The organism is uncultured Jatrophihabitans sp., from assembly GCF_964244045.1.
Classification (GTDB): domain Bacteria; phylum Actinomycetota; class Actinomycetes; order Mycobacteriales; family Jatrophihabitantaceae; genus Jatrophihabitans.
Genome location: NZ_CAXTHK010000006.1, coordinates 24,025 through 45,318, shown reverse-complemented (window position 1 = coordinate 45,318; position 21,294 = coordinate 24,025). Strand labels below are relative to the sequence as shown.

Annotated in this window: 22 protein-coding genes; 6 read left to right on the top strand and 16 right to left on the bottom strand. The window is 70.2% G+C overall.

What is annotated here, in order from left to right; all coding sequences use genetic code 11:
• Positions 1-7: 7 nt before the first annotated feature.
• Positions 8-766: a sulfite exporter TauE/SafE family protein gene (locus ACFFC4_RS06905; RefSeq protein WP_375499128.1), complete on the bottom strand. Its 759-nt coding sequence runs from the start codon at positions 764-766 to the stop codon at positions 8-10.
• Between the two features lie 32 nt (positions 767-798).
• Between ACFFC4_RS06905 and ACFFC4_RS06900 the strand changes: the two genes are divergently transcribed.
• The gene (locus ACFFC4_RS06900; protein WP_375499376.1) at positions 799-1,317 is read left to right on the top strand and encodes a methyltransferase domain-containing protein; all 519 of its coding nucleotides are present in this window, start codon (positions 799-801) and stop codon (positions 1,315-1,317) included.
• On the opposite strand, the gene ACFFC4_RS06895 is transcribed toward ACFFC4_RS06900, so the two are convergent.
• From ACFFC4_RS06895 to arc, 6 genes are all read right to left on the bottom strand, one after another.
• Complete coding sequence (locus ACFFC4_RS06895) at positions 1,304-3,562, bottom strand: glycosyltransferase family 2 protein (RefSeq protein WP_375499126.1); 2,259 nt, start codon at positions 3,560-3,562, stop codon at positions 1,304-1,306. The genes ACFFC4_RS06900 and ACFFC4_RS06895 overlap by 14 nt on opposite strands.
• A complete protein-coding gene (locus ACFFC4_RS06890; protein ID WP_375499124.1) occupies positions 3,559-5,424 on the bottom strand; it encodes a hypothetical protein in 1,866 nt (621 codons plus the stop codon). The genes ACFFC4_RS06895 and ACFFC4_RS06890 overlap by 4 nt, the downstream gene beginning before the upstream one ends.
• Positions 5,417-6,382 (bottom strand): glycosyltransferase, encoded by a 966-nt coding sequence (locus ACFFC4_RS06885; RefSeq protein WP_375499122.1) that lies wholly within the window; start codon positions 6,380-6,382, stop codon positions 5,417-5,419. The genes ACFFC4_RS06890 and ACFFC4_RS06885 overlap by 8 nt, the downstream gene beginning before the upstream one ends.
• Positions 6,379-7,443, bottom strand: a complete 1,065-nt coding sequence (locus ACFFC4_RS06880; protein ID WP_375499120.1) for a glycosyltransferase — start codon at positions 7,441-7,443, stop codon at positions 6,379-6,381. The genes ACFFC4_RS06885 and ACFFC4_RS06880 overlap by 4 nt, the downstream gene beginning before the upstream one ends.
• A gap of 115 nt (positions 7,444-7,558) precedes the next feature.
• On the bottom strand, positions 7,559-7,909 hold the full coding sequence (locus ACFFC4_RS06875; RefSeq protein WP_375499118.1) for a VOC family protein: 351 nt from the start codon (positions 7,907-7,909) through the stop codon (positions 7,559-7,561).
• A 6-nt stretch (positions 7,910-7,915) separates the two neighbouring features.
• Positions 7,916-9,691, bottom strand: a complete 1,776-nt coding sequence (gene arc / locus ACFFC4_RS06870; RefSeq protein WP_375499116.1) for a proteasome ATPase — start codon at positions 9,689-9,691, stop codon at positions 7,916-7,918.
• A 158-nt stretch (positions 9,692-9,849) separates the two neighbouring features.
• Between arc and ACFFC4_RS06865 the strand changes: the two genes are divergently transcribed.
• Complete coding sequence (locus tag ACFFC4_RS06865; RefSeq protein ID WP_375499114.1) at positions 9,850-10,125, top strand: ferredoxin; 276 nt, start codon at positions 9,850-9,852, stop codon at positions 10,123-10,125.
• Between the two features lie 40 nt (positions 10,126-10,165).
• Here ACFFC4_RS06865 and ACFFC4_RS06860 read toward each other — a convergent pair whose 3' ends face one another.
• Positions 10,166-11,062 (bottom strand): tRNA (adenine-N1)-methyltransferase, encoded by an 897-nt coding sequence (locus tag ACFFC4_RS06860; protein ID WP_375499112.1) that lies wholly within the window; start codon positions 11,060-11,062, stop codon positions 10,166-10,168.
• Positions 11,059-12,189: a site-2 protease family protein gene (locus ACFFC4_RS06855; protein ID WP_375499110.1), complete on the bottom strand. Its 1,131-nt coding sequence runs from the start codon at positions 12,187-12,189 to the stop codon at positions 11,059-11,061. The genes ACFFC4_RS06860 and ACFFC4_RS06855 overlap by 4 nt, the downstream gene beginning before the upstream one ends.
• 50 nt (positions 12,190-12,239) lie before the next feature.
• Between ACFFC4_RS06855 and lepB the strand changes: the two genes are divergently transcribed.
• Both lepB and ACFFC4_RS06845 read left to right on the top strand, forming a co-directional pair.
• Positions 12,240-13,229, top strand: coding sequence for a signal peptidase I (gene lepB / locus ACFFC4_RS06850; RefSeq protein WP_375499108.1), 990 nt, complete (start codon positions 12,240-12,242; stop codon positions 13,227-13,229).
• A gap of 40 nt (positions 13,230-13,269) precedes the next feature.
• On the top strand, positions 13,270-14,133 hold the full coding sequence (locus tag ACFFC4_RS06845; RefSeq protein ID WP_375499106.1) for a RecB family exonuclease: 864 nt from the start codon (positions 13,270-13,272) through the stop codon (positions 14,131-14,133).
• Here ACFFC4_RS06845 and ACFFC4_RS06840 read toward each other — a convergent pair.
• Positions 14,063-14,755, bottom strand: a complete 693-nt coding sequence (locus ACFFC4_RS06840; protein ID WP_375499374.1) for an HAD family hydrolase — start codon at positions 14,753-14,755, stop codon at positions 14,063-14,065. The genes ACFFC4_RS06845 and ACFFC4_RS06840 overlap by 71 nt on opposite strands.
• A 258-nt stretch (positions 14,756-15,013) precedes the next feature.
• Between ACFFC4_RS06840 and ACFFC4_RS06835 the strand changes: the two genes are divergently transcribed.
• Positions 15,014-16,234, top strand: a complete 1,221-nt coding sequence (locus tag ACFFC4_RS06835) for an EAL domain-containing protein (RefSeq protein ID WP_375499104.1) — start codon at positions 15,014-15,016, stop codon at positions 16,232-16,234.
• A gap of 24 nt (positions 16,235-16,258) precedes the next feature.
• On the opposite strand, the gene ACFFC4_RS06830 is transcribed toward ACFFC4_RS06835, so the two are convergent.
• Positions 16,259-16,609: a VOC family protein gene (locus ACFFC4_RS06830; RefSeq protein ID WP_375499102.1), complete on the bottom strand. Its 351-nt coding sequence runs from the start codon at positions 16,607-16,609 to the stop codon at positions 16,259-16,261.
• A gap of 29 nt (positions 16,610-16,638) precedes the next feature.
• On the bottom strand, positions 16,639-17,166 hold the full coding sequence (locus ACFFC4_RS06825; protein ID WP_375499100.1) for a DUF4383 domain-containing protein: 528 nt from the start codon (positions 17,164-17,166) through the stop codon (positions 16,639-16,641).
• 196 nt (positions 17,167-17,362) lie between these two features.
• Here ACFFC4_RS06825 and ACFFC4_RS06820 point away from each other — a divergent pair, with 196 nt between their 5' ends.
• Positions 17,363-18,139 carry a GAF and ANTAR domain-containing protein gene (locus tag ACFFC4_RS06820; protein WP_375499098.1) on the top strand — a complete coding sequence of 259 codons (777 nt, stop codon included), beginning with the start codon at positions 17,363-17,365 and terminating at the stop codon, positions 18,137-18,139.
• 26 nt (positions 18,140-18,165) lie between these two features.
• Here the strand turns inward: ACFFC4_RS06820 and ACFFC4_RS06815 are convergent, their stop codons facing one another.
• The 4 genes from ACFFC4_RS06815 to ACFFC4_RS06800 form a co-directional block, all read right to left on the bottom strand.
• Positions 18,166-18,573 carry a hypothetical protein gene (locus ACFFC4_RS06815; RefSeq protein WP_375499096.1) on the bottom strand — a complete coding sequence of 136 codons (408 nt, stop codon included), beginning with the start codon at positions 18,571-18,573 and terminating at the stop codon, positions 18,166-18,168.
• Entirely contained in the window at positions 18,573-19,778 is a 1,206-nt protein-coding gene (locus ACFFC4_RS06810) for a molybdopterin-dependent oxidoreductase (protein WP_375499094.1), read from the bottom strand. Before ACFFC4_RS06810 ends, ACFFC4_RS06815 begins: the two co-directional genes overlap by 1 nt.
• An 89-nt stretch (positions 19,779-19,867) precedes the next feature.
• Positions 19,868-20,983, bottom strand: a complete 1,116-nt coding sequence (locus ACFFC4_RS06805; protein ID WP_375499092.1) for an alkaline phosphatase family protein — start codon at positions 20,981-20,983, stop codon at positions 19,868-19,870.
• Between the two features lie 25 nt (positions 20,984-21,008).
• Entirely contained in the window at positions 21,009-21,242 is a 234-nt protein-coding gene (locus ACFFC4_RS06800; RefSeq protein WP_375499090.1) for a hypothetical protein, read from the bottom strand.
• Between the last annotated feature and the right edge of the window lie 52 nt (positions 21,243-21,294).

Sequence of the window (21,294 nt, the reverse complement as noted above, 5' to 3'; positions counted from 1 at the left end):
ACTCCAGTCAAAGCAGCAGCTTGACGAGCGCGGCGATGCCGACCACGACGATGGTCGCGCGCAGCACGGTCGGCGAGAGGCGGCGGCCGATGCGGGCGCCGAGCAGGCCGCCGGCGATCGAGCCGGCGGCGACCAGTCCGGCGGCCACCCAGTCGATGTGGTCGGTGGCCACGACGACGAAGACCACTGCCGCAACCAGGTTGACCAGCCCGGCCAGGACGTTCTTCAGGGCGTTCTGCCGTTGTAGCGACTCGGCGAGGAACAGGCCGAGGAAGCCCATCAGCAGGATGCCCTGGGCGGCGCCGAAGTAGCCGCCGTAGACGCCGGTGCCGAAACTCGTGAACACGAGAGCCGGACCGACCCGTTCGCTCGCGCCGCCGCCACGCGCCTGCATCCAGGCCGTCACGCGCTTGCCGAAGACCACCAGGAGCAGTGCGATGACGATGAGCACCGGGACGATGGCCTGGAAGGCGCTGGCCGGCAGCTTCAGCAGCAGGATGGCCCCCACCAGTGCGCCGAGCGCGGTGGTCGGCCCGAGCACCAGCACCCGCGAGCGCTGGCCGACGAGCTCGCGGCGGTAGCCGTAGGCGCCGACGAACGAACCCGGGAACAGGCCCAGGGCGTTGGTGACGTTGGCGGTGACCGGCGACAGTCCCACCCCGAGCAGTACCGGGAACGACACCAGCGTGCCCGAACCGACGACGGTGTTGATCGTGCCGGCCCAGACGCCGGCGATGAAGACGAGCACTCCCTCCCAGCACGTCACGCAGCGAGTCTGTCAGGCTGGCTGACGTGCCGATGAGCTCGCCGGAGGGCAAGGACTGGACCCATGACCGCATCGCCGCGCTCGCGGCCGACGGGTCGGTATCGGTGCTCGACATCGGCCCCGGTGTCGGCACGTACGCCAAGCTGCTGCGCGACCTGCCGGTGAGCAGGATCGTCGGCCTGGAGGCGTGGGAGCCGTACGTCACGACGTACCGGCTCGGCGAGTACTACGACGAGCTGATCATCGGCGACGCCCGCACCACCGAGCTGCCGGCCGCCGACATCGTCATCCTCGGCGACGTCGTCGAGCACATGACCCGCGCCGAGGGCGTCGAGCTGTGGCGGCGCTGCGCCGTCGCCGCGCGGCGGGCGGTGTACCTGTCGATCCCGATCGTGCACTACCCGCAGGACGAGATCGAGGGCAATCCGTACGAGGTGCACGTCGAGGAGGACTGGTCGCACGACGACGTCCTGGCCACCTTCGAGGGCATCGGCGCGACGTGGCGCGGCACCGAGGTCGGGGTGTACGAGCGGCTGATTACTCCTGTCTGAGGGCAGCTGCCAGATCGACGTGCGTCCACGGCCGGGGTCCGGTGCGGTCGTGGCGGCCGAACAGCGCGTAGGCCAGCGCCGCGGCGTCGCCGGTCGACCAGCGGGCGGCCCGCCGCACGGCGCGCGCCGAGCGCACTCGCATGGCCGGCGTGCGCACCTCACCGAGTCGGTCGACGTCGGCGGCCATCGCCGTGAGTTCGCCGAGGTCGGTGGGCCCGTCGAGATCCACCATGCACGACGCCCGGGCCAGGACGTCATCGGCCGGCGGGCCGATTTGTACCCGTGGGTCGGCCAGGACGAGTTCGGCGCGCGGACCGCTGACCCCGGCCAGGTGCAACATGCAATCGGCGCCGGCGCCGAAGGCTGAACGGGCCGTAGCCAGCGCGTCGACATCGGACATCGCCGGTCCCCGCACGACGATCGAGGGGTAGGGCCACCAGCTGCCCGTGCCGCGCGCGTCGGGGTCCGGCAGCAGGCCGGCCAGCGTGAGCGTCTCGAGGTTCTTTGCCGCTGCGGCCTCGCCGCGTTCGGCCCAGTCCGGCCCGTCGTGCCACGCCACTGCGGACGGGACGTGAGCGAAGACCGCGCCCGCCGCGTACAGCCGGTGCGCGAGCTCCCAGTCCTCGCCGCCGTAGCCGACGAAGCGCTCGTCGAAGCCGCCGACCTCGGCGAACAGCCGTGCCGGCAGGGCGAGCACGGCACTGATGAGGAAGCGGTACGAGCGGCGGTCCACGCGCAGCAGGTTGCCGCTGGCGCGGTAGGCGTCGATCAGCCACTGCGGCTCGGTGAGCTCGGTGATCGGAACCGTCGACAGGTCAGCGTGCCGGCGGCGTCCGACGGTGACGGCGTCGGGGCAAACCGTCGGCAGTGCGAGCAGCGCCCGCAGGTAGTCCGGTTCGGGGACGGTGTCGGCGTCGAGGAAGGCCAGCAGCTCCCCGGAGGCAGCCGTAGCCCCGAGGGTGCGGGCCCGCGCGGCGCGAAACCCCTCGTCGGCCTGGCGCAGGACCTGCACGGTCAGCCCACCGGCCGCCGAGACGTCCGGCGGGTGCTGCGAACCGTCGTCGACGACCATCACCTCGACTCGCTCGCTCGGGTAGGTCTGAGCCGCGAGCGCGGCGAGGACGAGATCAAGCTGGCGCTGAGCCTCGAAATATGGCACGACCACCGAGACGCTCGGCTGCGTGCTGGCCGGTGGCAGCAGGTCCCAGCGGTTGCCGGGCACCACGTAACCGCCCGAACTCAGCGCGCGGGCCCGCGGCGGCTGGCAGGCCTGCAGGTGCTCCGCGTACTCCGCGGCGACGTCAGCCGGCGACGGCCCGCGCGGCACATCCGGGCCCAGCCAGGTGCGCTCGGGTTCGCTCAGGGCGACGCGCAGCGCGTCGGGCAGGTCGGCCGGGTCGTCGGGGTCGTAGATCCACAGTGCGCCGGGTCGGGTGGCCGCCACTTCGCGGGCATAAGGGCCGTCGGGAACCAGCGGGCGGCGCCCGTGCGCCAGCCAGGTGTTGATGGACGCCGACGCCGTGACTCGTCGGTTCGGCGCCACCGGTACCGCCGCCACCCGCAGCTGGGCGGCGAGCTCGTCGTCGGGCACGAACCCGACAGCCCGGAACCGGCCGTCGGCCAGGGTGGCGTAGCGCTCGAGCAGATCGTCATGGCCCTCGGACGCGCGCCCGAGGGCGACCAGCGAGGCATCGTCAGGAAGCGCGGTTATGACGTCCTCGTAACCACGATCAGGGAAGACGAAGCCCAGGACGGTGATCTCTGCGCGGGGGGCCGGGCCTGGCGTCGGGACAGCTCGGACCTGCTCGACCGGCAACCGGATGCGGCGCAGCGAGTGCACCGCGACAGCCCAGGGAGTGACGAGGTCGAGCTCGACATCGCTGTTGACGACGACCCCGCGCGCAGCGCCGACCACCTGTTCGTAGAACAGCGCCCGCCGGGTCTGAAACGGACTCTTGTCGTGGGGCAGGTCGTGCAACGTCACCGACAGCGCCGCACCGGCAGCGTGGACGGCGTCGGCCAGGTGGGTGAAAGCCGCTGCGGCGGTGTCCAGGTCGCGGCCGAACAGCTGCTCGGTGACGGGGACGTGCACCACGTCGTACGCCGACAGGGTGGGCAGCTCGATGTGCCCGGTGCCCTCGACGCGCAGCACCTCGTGGCCGCACGAGTGCGCCACGTCCACCGCGTGCCGCACGACGCCGTGTTCGGCCGGTCCGGGCACGAGGTGCAACACGCGCACCGTCATAGACGCACCGTGCGGCGGGCCACCTCGCGGTAGAGCACGTCGTGTGCGGCGCGCACGAGGTCGCGCTCGACCTCGCGGGCCCGCCGGTCGGCCGGCAGTGCGGGCGGTCGCCGGCACGCCTCGGCCACGGCCACGCGCAGGCTGGCTGCGTCGAGGCCGACGTCCTCGTTGTGGACGTAGCTCAACGCGCCGTCCGCCTGGTCGGCGGCGTGACCGCCGTCGGGCGCGACAACGTGGCTGCCGAGGTCACGGGCCAGTTCGGCCCAGCCCGAGTGCGTGCCGAAGCGATAGGGCAGCACCACCGCCTGCGCCGCGGCGACGAGCGCATACAGCTTGTCGGCCGGCAGGTAGTCCGTCAGGTGCAGGTCGATCTCGCCGCGGGCTGCCGCCGCCACCGTTGCGGCGACCTCCGCGCGGTCGGCGTGCCGGGGTTGCAGCAGCACCTGCACGCGAGCGCCGGCGAGCGCAGCTCCTTCGACCGCGGCGATCACCACCGCGTCGGGCTCCACGATGTTGCGGCGCAGCGCTTTGAGCGGCACGAGCACGGCGGGTCGATCCGTCCTCGACGTCGATCTCGCCCGATCGATCTCGGCGGCCTCGAGCAGCGTGGGGTGGGCGAGCACCTCGGGACGGCGGCCGAATCGCAGCTCGCACTCGCCTGCCGCGGCGGCCGTCAGTGTGATGACGCGCTCAGCCGCTGCGAGCAACAGCGTCAGGTGTTCGTCGTGGCGATCCCGGTCGGCGTGGTGTGGATTGCGCAGGTCGTGCACGGTGACAACCAGTGCGACGCCCAACTCGTCGAGCCGGGCCAACCACCGGGTGAGGTCGAGCGGGTCGAGGTGGTCGTAGCCGAAGTGGACGTGCACCACGTCGGTCTCGTCGAGGTGCGAGCCGCCGAGGGGTGAGTCGACGTCGAGCAGGGGGTCGGGCTCCCATCCCGTCACCCGGTCGGGCGCCACCCGCACCACCGAGGTCGGCAGCACGGCGTCGAGATACGGATGGCGAGCCGGAACGGTGGCGACCCGCGGGGCGTCGCAACGCCGCGGCGCGCCGGACGGGCCCACCTCGACCAGTCCGGCCGTCGTGAAGTCGCGCAGCCAACCCGTCATCGGCAATGTTGCGTGCCGGCGCAGGTAGATGGCGCTGTTCCGCACGATGTCGTCGAGGTGCTCGACGGGCGGCCGGCTCACCGGGTGGTGCTGGTGATAGGCGTCGACCCCCCCGGCCATCAGCAATGGCACCCCGGCCGCGGAGGCGCTCACGCCGAAATCGGTGTCCTCGGCCCCGTAGCCGACGTAACCGGCCCAGAACCCGCCGAAGCGGCGCCACCCGGCGGCCGTGACGGCGAACGACAGCGACCAGAACAACGCCGGCTCGAGCGGCGCGAAGCTCCCGGACGCCGGATCGGGACGGGCCTCGTGCGCGTGGCGGTGCGCTGCCGGGTCGTCGACGCGCCAGCCGCGTGCGGACGCGGGCGGCAGGTAGGTCACCGGCCCGCACAGCAGTGCCTCGGGATGCTCGGCCAGTGCGGCGACATAACCCGCAAGCAGTCCGGAAGCGGGCAGGCAGTCGACGTCGAGAAAGACCAGATTCGTGGCGCCGGCGGCCAGCGCTGCCTCGGCGCCGGCGTTGCGAGCGGCGGCCACCGGCAACCCGGCCGGAGTCGTAGCCAACGGCACGACCAGCGTCGGGATCACGGGTTCGCGGGCCACCACGACGTCGATCGCGGGGTCGTCGACGGCGACGACCACGTGCAGCAGCGGAGCACACGTCGACCGCGCGAGGTGGTGGCGCTGCACGCTCAGGTGCTCGTGCCGCCCGCTCACCACCGTGACGACGGCCGGCCCGCTCGTCTCAGCCACCGTGCGCCACCTCGGTGACGACACGGGCGAACCGGGCCGCGCCGCGCCCGTCGTTCCAGCGCGTCCACTGCTGTCCCTGCGCGGCAGCGGCGTCGAGCAGTCCGGGCCAGTCGCCGGCCGCGGGCCAGGCGTCGAGCACGGTGGCCAGGCCGGCAGACCGCAGCGCGTCCCCAGTGGTCCGCTGTTCGTCGAAGGGGCGACCCTGCGGCACGACGATCGCCGGACGGCGCGCGGCGGCGACCTCGGCCAGCGCGTTCAACCCGGCGTGCGTGACCACGACGTCCGCGTCCTGCAGCGCCGTCCAGACGTCGTCGCTCCACCGCCCGGCGCCGCCCAGGGTGCTCCACTGCCAACCCGCCGACCGGCCGGTCGCGACGGGGACGTCGGTGCCGCCGGACCCGAGCAGCAGCAGCGCCCGCTTGTCGCCGGTGACCGGACCAGCCGGTTTGCCGTCGAAGCGCGAGAACGCACCGGTGAAGACGACCTTGCCGGCGTGAGCCGTCAGGTGCGGTGGGTCGTACACCTCGCCGGGCCACGGAGCCACGATCGCCGCGGCGAGCCGGTAGGCCGTCGTGTGCGGGTCATCGGCGCGCCCGCCCGGCAGGGTCACCACGACGGTGGGCGTGCCCAGCAGTCGGATGAGCGCAGCGACCTCGACGGACACGTCGACGACGACCAGGCGCGGGGCGTCCTGGGCCACCCACCGGGCCAGCTGGTGCATGCGCCGCTCGTAACCCGGCGAGTTGATCGGTGCCCAGTGCAACGCTCCCCCGGCATGCAGGTCCGCCGCGCCCTCGAACGCGTCGTCGGGCGCGAGCTGGACCCAGTCGGCGAACGGCGCGTCCGCGGGCGGCGGCCGCGACGAGAGCCCGACGACCGGCTCGTCGAGCTGCTGCGCCAGGCTCAGTGCGCGGTGCAGATGGCCGTGGCCGTGGTGGTGGACGTAATACCCGATCAAGCGGCCACGGTCTCGCCCAGCAACAGCTCGTACTCGTCCATCATGCGTTCGATCGAGCAGTGCTCGAGCGCCCGCCGGCGGGCGGCGCGACGGTCGAGCGCAGCCGCTTCGGTGATCGCACGGGCCAGGGAGTGGACGTCGTCGGGCACGGCCAGCCGCGCACACGTCTCGTCGACGACCTCGACAGTGCCGCCGCGCGCGAAGGTGGCCACCGGGGTGCCGGAGGCCAGCGCCTCGGCGAGCACGAGCCCGTACGGCTCGTCCCACACCGGGGTGGCCACCGCGACGGCAGACGTACGCACGAGCCGCGACAGCGCGTTCTGGTCGAGGTGCCCGGCGTAGTGCGCGTCCGGGCCGAGCAGCGGGCGCACGCAGGCGGCGAAGTACACCGGGTCGGCGACGGGCCCGGCGAGCACGATGCGTCGGCCGGCCAGCCGAGCTGCCTCGATGGCGAGATGCGGTGCCTTCTCGGGCACCATCCGGCCGGACCACACGAGGTCGGTGCCGCCCGGGCCGGGCGTCCAATGCTCGCAGTCGACCCCGTTCGCGACCACGTCCACCGCGCCCAGCAGCGGGCTCCACTGATCGGCGGTGAACTGGCTGACGGCGACGAAGCGCATCGCCAGCGTGGGGCCGACCTGCACGGCCGACTCGAGCCAAGGGGTGGGCGGCGTGTGCAGCGTGGTGACCATGGGCGTGGCCAGCAGATAGGACAGCGCGATCGGCAGGTGGTGCTGGCTGTGGTTGTGGATCACGTCGAAACGGTTGCGCTGCCGGGCCAGGCTCGTCATCAGTCCGAGGTAGGCGTGGTGTTCGTGCATGAATACCTCGGGCGGCATCGAGACGTCCTGGCGAGCATCGTCGGACAGCCGCAGGTTCATCGCCAGCTCGACGACGGGCAGCTTCCGGTCGGAACCGGGGGCGGCGAAGAGCGTCACATCGTGGCCGCGCTGGCACAGCCGTTCGGTCAGTGCGCCGATGTGTGCGGTCAGTCCTCCGGAGAAGGGTTCGGAGATCGGGGTGCGGGCAGGCCCGATGATGGCAATGCGTCGTCGGGTCACGGTTTGACCTCGGTCAGTAGAAGTCCGCCGCTGCTCCATTTATTGGAAGCGCATACGTAACCCAGCCGATTCAAGCAGACGGGCGCTATAACGCCGCAATTCGGCCTTTCGGGGGTCAGCGGTGGGCGACGACGTTGATGACGTTGCCGTCCGGGTCGCGAAAGAAAAAGCGGCGAACCCCCCACTGCTCCTCCTGCAGCTCGTGCACGATGTCGGCGCCCGCTTCGCGGACCCGCCGGTAAGCCTCGTCGACGTCGTCGACGGCAATGCTGACCACGGACTCGACCGGCGCGGTCTCGTCGTGAGTGACGGTGTGCAATTCGACAGGGCCGGATTCGGGGGCCGTCAGGAAACCGACCCACCCGAAATCGTCCGCGATCGTGAAGCCGAGCGTGTCGGCGTAGAACCGATTCGCCGCTGCGGTGTCGGACACCGTCAGGTTCGGGACAACTCGGGTGACCCGCACGCCGGCCTACAGATACTGGCCGGTGTTACCGACGGTGTCGATGGAACGCCCTGCCTCCGTGCCCTTGCCCCCGGAGACAAGCGTGCGGATGTAGACGATCCGCTCACCCTTCTTGCCGGAGATCCGCGCCCAGTCGTCAGGGTTGGTCGTGTTGGGCAGGTCTTCGTTCTCGCGGAACTCGTCGACGCACGCGGCGAGCAGGTGCTGCATGCGCAGCCCGCGCTCACCGGTCGTGAGTAGGTCCTTGATCGCCATCTTCTTGCCGCGGTCGACGATGTTCTGGATCATCGCGCCGGAGTTGAAGTCCTTGAAGTACAGGATCTCCTTGTCACCGTTGGCGTAGGTGACCTCGAGGAAGCGGTTCTCCTCGGACTCCGTGTACATCCGCTCGACGGTGTTCTGGATCATCGAAGCCACCGTGGCCTCCGGGTCCCCACCGTTCTCCTTGAGGTCCTCGTCGTGGATCGGCAGGCCCGGGAGGATGTACTTGCTGAAGATGTCGGCCGCGGCCTGCGCGTCGGGACGCTCGATCTTGATCTTGACGTCCAGCCGGCCGGGCCGCAGGATCGCCGGGTCGATCATGTCCTCGCGGTTCGACGCACCGATGACGATGACGTTCTTCAGCCCCTCGACGCCGTCGATCTCACTGAGCAGCTGGGGGACGATCGTGTTCTCGACGTCAGAGCTGACGCCCGACCCGCGGGTGCGGAAGATCGAGTCCATCTCGTCGAAGAACACGATCACGGGGGTGCCGTCGGACGCCTTCTCGCGAGCGCGCTGGAAGACCAGGCGGATATGCCGCTCGGTCTCGCCGACGTACTTGTTGAGCAGCTCTGGGCCCTTGATGTTCAGGAAGAACGCGGTGGCCTTCTCGTCGCCGCCGTGCACCTTCTGGACCTGCTTGGCCAGCGAGTTCGCGACCGCCTTGGCGATCAGCGTCTTGCCGCAACCGGGCGGTCCGTAGAGCAGGATGCCCTTCGGCGGGCGGAGCTGGTGCTCGCGGAACAGGTCGCCGTGCAGGAAGGGCAGTTCGACCGCGTCGCGGATGGACTCGATCTGCCCGGCCAGGCCGCCGATGTCGGTGTAGTCGATGTCGGGAACCTCTTCGAGGATGAGCTCCTCGACCTCGCTCTTGGGCACGCGCTCGTAGGCGTAGGACGAGCGGGACTCCATGAGCAGCGAGTCGCCGGCGCGCAGCGGCTTGTCGCGCAGCAGGTCGGCGAGATAGACGACGCGCTCCTCGTCGGTGTGGCCGACGACCAGCGCGCGATCGCCGCCATCGAGGATCTCCTTGAGCATCACGACCTCACCCGAGCGCTCGAACCCACGCGCGGCGACGACGTTCATGGCCTCGTTGAGCATGACCTCCTGGCCACGATGCAGCTCAAGCACCGGCACCTCGGGCGACACCGCCACCCGCAGCTTGCGCCCGGTCGTGAAGATGTCGACGGTGCCGTCCTCGAAGGCCTCGAGGAAGACGCCGTAGCCGCTCGGCGGCTGAGCGAGGCGGTCGACCTCCTCCTTGAGCTGCACCATCTGGTCGCGGGCCTCGCGCAGCGTGTCGGCGAGCCGCTCGTTGCGGTCGTTCAGCGCGGCGATGCGTGACTGGGACTCGGCGAGCCGGTCCTCGAGCAGCCGCATGTGGCGGGGCGACTCCGAGACCTTGGCCCGCAGCAGTTCGAGCTCCTGCTCGAGGAATGCCGTGCGCCGGCGCAGGTCCGGGTCGCGCGACGCGCCGGCGTTCGAAGCGTCGTCCTGTCCACCTCGTGACTCCTGAGCCACTGCGGCCACCTCCAATGTCGCACCATGTAGCCGTGCGGAGTGTTCGCGAGATTTCACCCTACACACGGCAGGGCAACGTCTCTCGGCAACTACCCTTGAGTGAGTCCTGTTCGTTGTGACAGGCAATCCGCACCGCGTTACCGAGGAGTTTCTGACTGATGAGCGACGCGCTGCGCGTATGGATCGATCAGGACCTGTGCACCGGCGACGGGCTGTGCGTCCAGTACGCACCGGAGGTCTTCGAGTTCGACATCGACGGGCTCGCCTACGTCAAGGACAGCGACGGTGAGCTGCTCGCAGCCCCGCAGGCGCGGGCCGACGTGCCCATGTCGCTCCGCCTCGACGTCATCTCCTCGGCCAAGGAATGTCCCGGTGACTGCATCCACGTCGTGCGCGAGAGCGACGGCGTCGAGGTTGCGGGACCTGAAGCCTGATTGCTCCTGATGCCCGGGCGTGTCGGCCGATAGCGTCGACTCAGGGCAGGCTCGGCCGGAAGGGCACCGTCTCGTCGCGCAGCGGGACGATGGGCTGTTCGGTGGCCGTCGGGCGACGCTGCCGGGCCGGCGCCACCACCCCCGGCGCGAGCCGCCGGGCGGTGACGAGGAACGCGGTGTGCCCGATCATCCGGTGCTCCGGACGCACGGCCAGACCCACCACGTGCCAACCCCGCACCATCGTCTCGAACGAGCTCGGCTCGGTGAACCCGCCGTCGGTCCGCAACGCCTCGACGAGCCGCGACAGCTGCGTCGTCGTGGCGACGTAACCGATCAGCACCCCGCCCGGACGAAGCGCGGCGGTGACGGCAGGCAGCACCTCCCAGGGGCTGAGCATGTCCAACACCACCCGATCGACGGGCTCGTCCGCCGGGTGTTCGACGACGTCACCAAGGCGCAGCGACCAGTTCGGCGGTCGCCCACCGAAGAACATCTCGACGTTGCGCACGGCGACCTCGGCGTGGTCATCGCGGACCTCGTAGGAGACGACCGACCCGGTGGGCCCGACGGCGCGCAGCAGCGAGCACGTCAGAGAACCCGAGCCGGCGCCGGCCTCGAGCACGGTGATCCCGGGGCACACGTCGCCCATGGCGACGATCTGCGCGGCGTCCTTCGGATAGATCACCGCGGCCCCGCGCGGCATCGACAGCACGAAGTCGCTGAGCAGCGGTCGCAGCGCGAGGTACTGCGTGCCCGACGTCGCACTGACGACGCTGCCCTCGAGCGTCCCGATGAGGTGGTCGTGCTCGATCGCGCCGCGATGGGTGTGGAACTGCTTGCCGGGCTCCAGGGTGACCGTGTGCAGCCGACCCTTGGGGTCCGACAGCTGCACCCGCTCGCCGATCTCGAACGGCCCCGACCCCGGGGTGCGCGTCATGCGGTTCCCTTGAGGCGGCGCGCGAAGTCGACGGTGGCGATGATGCCGGCCGGTGCGCCGTCTGCGGCGATCATCAGGTACTCGCGAGCGGGGTGGGCCTGCATGCGGTCGAGCAGATCCCGAGAATCGATGTCCACGGGCAGCACCATGCCGCTTTCGAGCGGACGGGCGACGGTCGACACCTGCGTCCAGGCTCGGCGCTGGGGTGGGACCGCGCTGATGAGGCGCTCGTCGACGATTGCGCTCGGCTGCGCGGACGAGTCGGTCAGGACGATGCCGCCCACGTTGCCCGCCCAGGCCCGCCTCAGCGCGTCGTCGACGGTGACGGTGCTTGGCACGAGTAGGCCGGGACGCAGCAGGTCGATGACCCGTACGAGTGGCAACCGCTCCTGGACATCGGCAACCCGAATTGCTGCCGTGGCGCCCGACCACAGGTAGGCGGCTAGGAACAGCGTGACGAGACCAGCCGCGAACCCGGCCGAGGTGCGATCGACGACGAGCCCGGTGATCGCGACCAGTACGGCCACACCACGGCCGAACCAGCCGGCGACCTTGATGCTGCGCGTCTCGCGGCCGCTGACGCCCCAGACCGCGGCGCGCAGCATGCGTCCGCCGTCGAGCGGCAGGCCCGGCAGCAGATTGAACACCACCAGCGCCGCGTTGCTCCACGCCAGCAGCAGCAGGAGCGCTTCGACCAACGACTCACTCGGCGCGACGGCGTATCCGCCGAACAGCACGGCGGCGACGAGCGCGGACACCAGCGGGCCGGCACTGCTGATCAGCAGTTCGTCGCGGGCGCGGCGGGGCTCGCCCTCGATCTCGGACACCCCGCCCAACAGGAACAAGGTGATCCGCTTGACGGGATACTTCAGCGCCCGGCTCACGAGGGTGTGTCCCAGCTCGTGGGCGACGATGCACAACGCGAACAGCACGGCGAAACCGAGGGCTGCCAGGTATCCCACCGCGTTGGACGTGCCCGGCACGGCGTCGCGGACGATCGGGCCGTAGCTGATCGTCAGCACTGCCGCGATGATCAGCCAGGACGGCGTGACCACCACCGGGACGCCCCACACGCGCGCCAGCTGCAGCGTCGGCCGGGGCCCACTCCGGGTCGGCTCGGTGTGCACGCTTGAGATGCTACGACCATGAGCGGTGGCGACCGGTTACCGTTTCACGCGTGACGCCCTCGCCCAACCCTGCGTCGCGTACCGGCGTCCGCGGTTGGTCGCGCCGGCGCGCCGCCAGCGACGACGACGAAGGTCCGTTCTTCCCGCCGGAGCCCGTCCCCGCTGCGCTCGACGAGGCCCCCCGCCGCGATCGGCCTGCGCCGCGGCCGCGCCCCGCGTCGAGCGACGACCTGCCCGCACAGGCCGCACCCGCCCAGCAGCGTTCGCAACAACAGCGTCCTCAACACCAGCGTCCGCGGCCCCGTCCCGGACCTGTGCCCGGCCCCGACCGGCAGCAGACTGACACCGACGACGACGCCGGTCACCGCCGCCCGGACATCAGCCGATACCTCGCCGCAGAGGAGCCGAAGCAGAAGCCTGCGCACGCCAAGGAGCCGGCGCACGCCAAGGAGAAGAAGCCCAGCTGGCTCAGCAGGCTGCGCGACAGCCGCGGCGCGCGACGGGTCACCAAGCTGGTGATCACGCTGGTGGTGGCCGTTCTCGCTGCGCTGGTGCTGCGGAACTACGTCGTCGCCCCTTACTACATCCCGTCGGCCTCGATGGAACCCACGCTCAAGGGCGGCGGCGGTGGTCCCGACGACCGCATCCTCGTGGACAAGATCAGCTATCGCATCCACGACCCGCATGAGGGCGACATCGTCGTCTTCAACCGTCCGGACACGTGGAAGATCGACGACAAGACGCTGGTCAAGCGGATCATTGGTCTGCCCGGTGACATCGTGACATTGCGCAACGGCCTGGTGTACGTGAACGGGCTCCGGCTGACCGAGGACTACGTGAACAAGGCGTGCGGCCCGACCCCGACCAAACCGCTCACCAAGACCTCGAAATGGACGGTGCCCATGGACGACTACTTCGTCATGGGCGACAACCGCTGCAATTCCGACGACAGCCGCATGTTCGGGCCCATCCCGGGGTCGAAAATCGTGGGCCACGCGTTCCTGCGCGTCTGGCCGCTCTCACGGTTCGGCACGCCCTGATCTCCCAGAACTGTCGGATGGCGCAACTAACCTCTCGGACATGACCCAGGTGATGGCAACGGCGCAGACGCCCGTCGAGGGCGAGCTGCCGCCGGTGGTGCTGGGTTCGCTGTCGCCGTCGCGGGCCGCGGACTTCAAGTCCTGCCCGCTGCTCTACCGCTTCCGCTGCATCGACCGGTTGCCCGCGGAGCCGTCGTCGGCCGCGGTCCGCGGCACGCTGGTCCACGCGGTGCTCGAATCGCTGTTCGACCTGCCGTCGGCGCAACGCACCGTCGAGGCGGCGCGGGCCATGCTGCCCGAAGCCTGGGCGCAGGTCCGCGAGGCCGAGCCCGGCGTCGCAGCCCTGTTCGCGGCCGACACCGACGGCACCGGGTTCGCCGAGTGGATGGCCTCCGCGGCCGCCCTGCTCGGCAACTACTTCGCCCTCGAGGACCCGGGACGCCTCGAGCCCGCCGCCCGCGAGGAACGCGTCGAGGTCGTGGTCGACGGCGTGCGGCTGCGCGGCATCGTCGACCGGCTCGACGTCTCCCCTGCCGGCGACCTGCGCGTCGTCGACTACAAGACCGGCGCCTCCCCGCGTGAAGCGTTCGAGGCCAAGGCCCTGTTCCAGATGAAGTTCTACGCACTGGTGCTCTGGCGCACCCGCGGCATCGTGCCGCGCCAACTGCGCCTGATGTACCTGGCCGACATCGACACGTTGAGCTACGCCCCCGATGCCGACGAGCTGGCCCGCTTCGAGCGCACGCTGATGGCGATCTGGGCCGCCATCGAACGCGGTATGCAGACCGGTGACTTCCGGCCCAGCCCGAGCCGGCTATGCGATTGGTGCGACTTCAAGGCCCACTGTCCGGAGTTCGGTGGCACGCCTCCACCGTTCCCGCAGCTGCCCGTGACGTCCGGCTGAACGCCACGAGCTCGGCCACGGTCAGCCCGACCAGGGTGTCCCGCACCCATATGCCGGCTGCCGGATGCACAGCTGTCTCGCTCGGCACTGCGATCACCGCGCAGCCGGCCGCCTCGGCACTGGCGATACCGGTCGGTGAATCCTCGACGGCCACGCATGCCGCGGCGGGCACACCGAGTAGTTGCGCGCCCCGCAGGTAAGGGTCCGGCTCGGGCTTGGGCCGGTCCACCTCGTCGCCGCAGACGCTCACGGTGAACAGCTCGCGCCCCATCGTGTCGAGCGCGATGTCGGTCAGCCGGCGCACGGTCGAGGTCACCAGTGCCGTGGGCACGCCCGCCGCCCGCACATCGGTGAGCAGTTCGCGGGCACCGGGCTTCCAGACCAGGTCGGTCCGGAACAACGCCTCGGCGCGGTCGAGCAGGTACGCGGCGCTCGTGGCCGGGTCGGCGTTTAGGCCAAGGTCGCGGTGCACGACGCCGATCGAGCGGGTCAGATTCGAGCCGATCATGGCTACCCGCGCCGCGCGCGACAGCCGGCCGCCGAGCCAGCCCGCGAGGTCGTCCAGGGCGACGTCCCACACCTTCTCCGAGTCCAGCAGGGTGCCGTCCATGTCGACCAGCACCGCCTGCAGCGCAACCGCACCCGGGCCGGTCTCGTCGTCGGTCGTCATCGCGTCGGTGGTCATCGCGTCAGTGTCATCGCATGCGCCAGTACACACGGCAGGTGGTCGGCGGCGACGAGCGGGCCGCCCGAAGCCGGTGCAGGCCACGTCGCAGCAGGCCAGTTCGCCTGTCGCCGACCACCCCGCACGTCGGTGAGCTAACGTGCACCCGACACCCCACCCATCGACGATCCGCGCCCAGCGCGGCGAGAGGTCGTCGTGACGTCAGAGACCGTGCCCGCCGAAGGCCGGGTGCAATCCGTGTACCAGCCGATCGTCGAGCTCGCCACCGAGCGAGTGGTCGGGTACGAGGCATTGGCCAGGTGGATGTCGCCGGGCCTCGAGGTGGCCCCTGATTTCGCCAATTCCGCTGACCTCAACGAGATCGAGTGGGCGTGCCGGACGGCCGCCTTGGCCGGGGCGCTGGACGCCGGTCTCGATCGCGGGACGCTGCTGTTCGTCAACGTCGAACCACGGATCCTGGCCCGCCGGGCACCGCAGGCCTTCATCGACGTCTTCGGCCGCGCCCGTCGTGACCTGCAGATCGTCGTCGAGCTGACCGAACGGGACCTGCTGAACAGCCCGGGCGAACTGTTCGCGTTCGCCGACCTGATCCGCAGACTCGGATGGAGCCTGGCCCTCGACGACGTGGGCGTGCACACCGAGTCGCTTGCGGCACTGCCGTTCCTCGATCCGGACGTCGTGAAGCTGGACATCTCCCTCGTGCAGAACGACCCCACCGCCGAGCAGGCCCGCACGCTCACCGGCGTCCTTGCGCACAGCGAGCGGATGGGTACGGCGCTGCTCGCCGAGGGCATCGAGACGCCGGCCCATCTCGAACGGGCCCGCACCCTCGGCGCTGTCTACGGCCAGGGATACCTGTTCGGCCGTCCGGGACCGTTGCCGACCGTCCGGCCAACGGCTCCGCTGCGACCGCCGGGCGTCGGGCGGCACCGCTCCGCCGACGATGGTGCGCCCGGCGGGTTACTGCAGGCGGTCGAGACGCGGATCGCCCGCAAGCCGATGCTGCTCCAGTTGTCCAGGCAGCTCGAGCAGCAGGCCTGCAACCCGGCGGACCCCTCGATGGTGCTTGCGACCTTGCAGGAGGCCGAGCGTTTGACACCGGCCGGTGACCGGTTCCGCAGCCTCGCTGCCGTGTGCCGGTTCGTCGGCGTCCTCGGTGTGGGCATGCCGGCCGAACCCATGCCTGGGGTGCGCGGCGCGGCGGTGGCGCCGGACGACCCGCTGACGACGGAGTGGACGGTCGTGGTGGTGGGTGCGCACTATGCCGGCGCGCTGATCGCCCGGGAGATCCACGATGGCGACGAACCGGTCACCGAGTCCGACCGCCGCTACGAGTTCGTGCTCACCCACGACCGCGACACGGTGCTTGCCGCGGGTCGCCATCTGCTGCGCCGCTTCGAGCGAGTCCCGGGCTGACCGACGAAGCCTGCGTCGCTCGGGTCAGACGGGCGGTGCGTAGAACTGCAGGTCGTTGCCCTCGCTGTCCCGGAACGGCGCAATCCGGCCCCACGGGTGCTCGCTGATCTCGCCGGTCAGCTCGACACCGCCGCTGGACAGCCGGTCGACCTCGTCCTCGATCGAGCCGTCGCACTGGAAGCTGATGACCGCGCCGCCGCCGCCCGTCGAGGCGTGTTCCCGGGCGTTCAGACCGATCGTCAACCCGTTCGCATCGATCTCGGTCCACTCGTCGCTCTCGCTCTTGACGCTCAGCCCGAGCTGATCGCGGTAGAAGCGCACCGCGCGGTCCATGTCCTCGACCGGCACCCACACCGTTGCCACACCTGTTGCCATGATCTCTCCTACGTTCGTCGGTCTTCGAATCATTGAGCGCCCGGTGAGACCCGGTCGCGGGCGGCGCGTAGCCGCAGGTGCAGCAGGATCCCGATCGCTATCATTCCCACGCCGAGGCCGAAGTGCAGCCAGTTGTCGGCGGTGTTGACCGGCAGGAAGTTCGCGGAGCTGTCCTCGCGCACGATCAGCCCGTAGAGCCAGACAACCAGATAGATCACGCCGCCGGCGATGAAGTACACGCGGACGGTCTGAGCGAAGAATGACGAAACCGCGCCGAGCGCTGCATAGCCCAGGTGCACGAAGTTGTGCAGAACCGACACCATGAACACCCCGAAGAGCATCGCGTGCGAGTGGTGGCCGGAGAATCTAGGGCCATTGTGGAACGACAGGTCGCTGGTCACACCCGGCAGGAAGCCGAGGATGCCGACGACCATGAACACTGCCGCCGTGCCGAGCGTGATCGCTTGCAACGACAACGGCCCGATGATCGGTTCGTACAGCTCATCGAAGTCGTCGTTGCCGGCGTCGTCCTCGAGGTCGATCTGGTGGGAGGTCATCGGCATCCGGTTCACAGGCCCGGACGCGCCGGGGAGACAGGAGAACGGGTTCGCTCCACCGACGACGGTTCCCGGGGATGAGTTCGGGTAATCCGCAAGTCGCCATCCGGTTGACCAATGTCACGTACAGTCGGTCGGCGGCACGATTCGAGCCATCCAGCGTTCCTGGACGCCCAGCGACGGTCTTGGGGTGTACATGGCAGCGACATTCGAGGTCTCCGCCGTCACGGCGCTCTTCCGCGAGATCGCCGCCGAGCTCGCTCGAGCCGGCGGCACCCCGCAGGTCCTCGACCAGCTGTGTGCGATAGCCGTCGAACGCGTCGACGGTGCTGAGTGGGCCGGGGTCTCGGAGGGACACCGAGGCACGTTCCACACCGTGGCCGCCACCGGCGACGTCGTGCGCGAGGTGGACGCCGTCCAGTACGCGCTCGCGTCCGGGCCGTGCGTCGATGCCATGGCCGACGATCATGTGTTCAACGCTCCCGACCTGGCCGTCGACCCACGATGGCCCGAATTCGGTCGCGCCGCCGCCGACAAGGGCGTGCGCAGCATGATGTCCTACCGGTTGTTCCTCGAAGAGGAGAGCGACAGGATCGCGGCGTTGAATCTCTACTCCGGCAGCGTCGCCGCCTTCGATGACATCGACGAGCGGTTGGCCGTCATGCTGGCCACGCACGGTGCCATGGCGCTCAGCCGTGCGGTCGAGAGTGCCCGCGCCGACAACCTTTCGGTGGCGTTGGTGAGCAGCCGCGAGATCGGCATCTCCATCGGGATCCTGATGGCCACCTATCGCATTCCCCGCGACGAGGCGTTCCAGATCCTGCGCCTGTTCAGCCAGCGGACGCATCGCAAGCTGGCCGACATCGCTGCCGAGGTCGCCAACACCGGGGCCCTGCCCGACCTGCCCAACCCGCGTCCTCGCCGTAGCCCGGCCAGCCTCAAGACAGGGCCGGAGGCAGCAGCGAACGGCTGACCTGTGCGTAGCTGCCCGTGGCGGGTTCAGGCCCGGCGGTCGCGCACCAGCGCTATGACGTAGAAGGCGACAGCACCGGCCGCCACCACGGCCAGCAGGATGCCGAGGTTGGCGGTGAAGTTCTGCCGCAGGATCGCCTTCGACGCCGGCTGGGTGTACGCGCGATGGATCATCGGCACCGCGACGACGGTGATCAGGCCACCGGCGATGAGCCCGCCCTGCAACGCAGCACGGGCACGCGACGGGATGCGGCTGACCACAACACCCACCGCGACGATGATCGGCGACAGCACGCCGTCGTGCAGCACGAGCGCCGCCACCAACCAGATCGCCAGCTGCACGAGGTCGGCGGTATCGAGTTGGGTCAGTAAGCGGAAGACACCGAACAGGCCGAAGGCCACGCCGAGCGCGCCGAGCGCGATACGCAGTCGCATCAGAGCACCCGCACCGAGGTCAGCCACTTGGTGTTCAGCACGCCGGCACGATCGGGCGCGATGAGTCGCAACGGGTAGCCGTGGTCGAGGTTGAGCCGTTCGCCGTTGATGTGCGTGGCGAGCAGGGCGTGCGGCACCTGCGGCCCGTGAACGAACGAACGGTTGTAGGAACCCTTTGGTTCGAGCGAGCGCACCTCGATCTGCGAATCAGCGTTGCCGCCGGCGCGGCGCACAACGTCCAGCAGCTTCAACCCACGCCAGTGCGCGCCGACGCTCCAGCCCTCGACGCAGGAGATGGGGAAGCTCGCCTCGTGGACCGACATCGTCAGGATGTCGTCCAGCGTCAGCTCGTAGGGTTTGGGCCCCCGCACCTGCAGCGTCCAGTCGCTGCGCAGAGCCAGCTGTTGCACTGCCGCCTGGTCGGCGGTGCGGTTGATCGGCACGCCTGCCGGACCCTTCTGGTGCTGGCGGACCGCGAGCAGCCCGATCGGCTCGAGCGGGGTGATGGTCTGGCCCACCTGGGTGACCGCAATCAACCCGACCCCGGCGCCCGTTGCAATGAGAGCGCCGCGTCGCGAGATGCCCGTGGGCGGCGGTGTCGGCGTGGGTGAGGGTCTCGGCGGCGCTGGCGTGTCGTCGTCGTCCGATTCCTGTTCGGTCAGCACCGAACCCGTGGCCAGCCTGGTTGCCAGGCCGCGCTTGATGGCGGGCAGCTTGATCGCGATGTGCAACACCAGCGATCCGATGACGACGTAACCCAGGTAGCGGTGCACAGGGGTGAAGTCCCACGACCACGGGTACCAGTTCAGCACGTTGAAATAGCCGGTGACGAGTTCGACGAGTGCCGAAGACACGAGCACCGCGATCGAGAGCCGCTCCAGCGCATCCTTCACCGACGTGAGCAGCGGCCAGCGGAACAGGTTCGGGTAGACCGACCACAGCTTCACCAGTAGCAGCGGGATCGAGATGGTCCCGGTGGTGACGTGCAGGCCCTGCGTGAAGCGGTAGAGCCACACCGGCGCCGAAGGTTCAGGCAGCCAGCTCCACGGGTGGTACTGGTAGTGGCTCAGCAGCCCGGTGACGAAGCAGATGGCGAAGCAGATGCCGAGCACGCGCCCGACCCGCGCCGTCAGCGCCACCGAGCGCAGCGGGCTGCGGAACCGCGGCCACAGCGCGGGCGGATCCTGCGGGAGCTTCAACAGCACGACACACCTCGGTCCGAGTCGGCGCCCGCCTGTTCGGCCTGGCATGACGTATTCGTGCCGAGAACCCGAATCGGTTCGGTGTCCGGCCCTCAGGGTGTCAGCGTGATCAGCGGGATCGCCGTCTCAACCGGGCTGTCGGCACCGTGGAAGCCGATGAGGCTGAGCACTTCGCGGGGCTCGTGCGCGGAGTCGAAGATCGCCGTGTCGCCGCGGCAGACCACGACAACGTCGCCGAGGCGCGGCATGTGCTCGGGCGGCACCGCACCGAACCACCCGTGCGCCACCGCCTCGTTGCGACTCTGCACGAGCGCCCGCGGGCCCAGCCGTGCGCGCCAGGCGGCGAGCACGTCGTCGACCGCGCCCTCGACGGTGTGCAGGTAGCGCACCCGAGGCTCGCCGGCGGTGACCCGCACCCCGTCCTGCAGCTCAGGTTCTTTGGCGAGGTCAAGTCGGCCGGCTGGGCTGATGTCCAGGCCGCCGTGATCGGCGGTGACGACGAGCAACGCGTCTGCCGGCAGGCGCTCGAGGATGCGGGTCAACAGGCCGTCCACCGACGCGGCTGCCCGTCGCCACTGCGGCGACGCGATGCCGTGCACGTGGGCTGCGGTGTCGAGTTCAGCGGTGTAGCCGTAGACGAGCCCGCCGACCTCGCGTAGTTCGTAGCCGACCCGTTCGGCCGGATCCTCGCCGCTGAGCAACCAAGCGAAACGCGCCCCGCGGTAGGCCGCCCGGGTGAGCCCGCTGCCCAGGAACTCGACGGGCAGCACCGCAGTCACCGGGACGCCGGCCGCCGCGCTGCGCTCGAACCACGTCGGTACCGGTTGCCAGACGTCCGGTTCGGGGTCGTCGCGCCAGGTGATGTGGGTCAGCACTCGGTCGGTGCCCGGGACGTTCACCGTGAAGCCCAGGACGCCGTGCTCGCCCGGGCGCACGCCGGTGGCGAGCGATACCAGGCTGGTGGGCGTGGTGGACGGGAACGTCGACTCCAGGGCGGTCAGCCGGCCGGTGCCACCGGCCAGCACTGAGGCAAGCAGTGGTGCGTGCGGCGCGAGCTCGGGCAGCAGATGCAACCCGAGGCCGTCGACCAGCACCAGGCCGATCCGGCGGGCGTCCGACTGACTCCCAAGATCAAGTACGTCGATGGCGTTCGGCACGCCCAGCAGGGCGGCGACGCTGGGAAGGATGTCGCACAGGGATGCCGTCACGACACCAGCCTGGCATCTGGACCGGTCAGGCGCAGTGGCGTCCGGTCTGCGGAGCCCGGCGGCTGTGCAATCGGAAGGTCGAGTCCAATCCGTAGCCGCGGCCGACCACGATCGGGGCGTCGTACTCGCGGTAGATCCAGAGGGTGTCGCGGCGCAGGCCCAGCGGCTCGCCGAGCGTGAACGGCTCGCTCTCGGCGCCATCCGGACCGATCATGGTCAGGACGTCGCCCACCTGAATGGTGTGGATCAGGAGCTTCACTCGTGGGCCCTCGCTGGATCGTCACAGGCACCCTGGCGGATGCCCTCCCCTG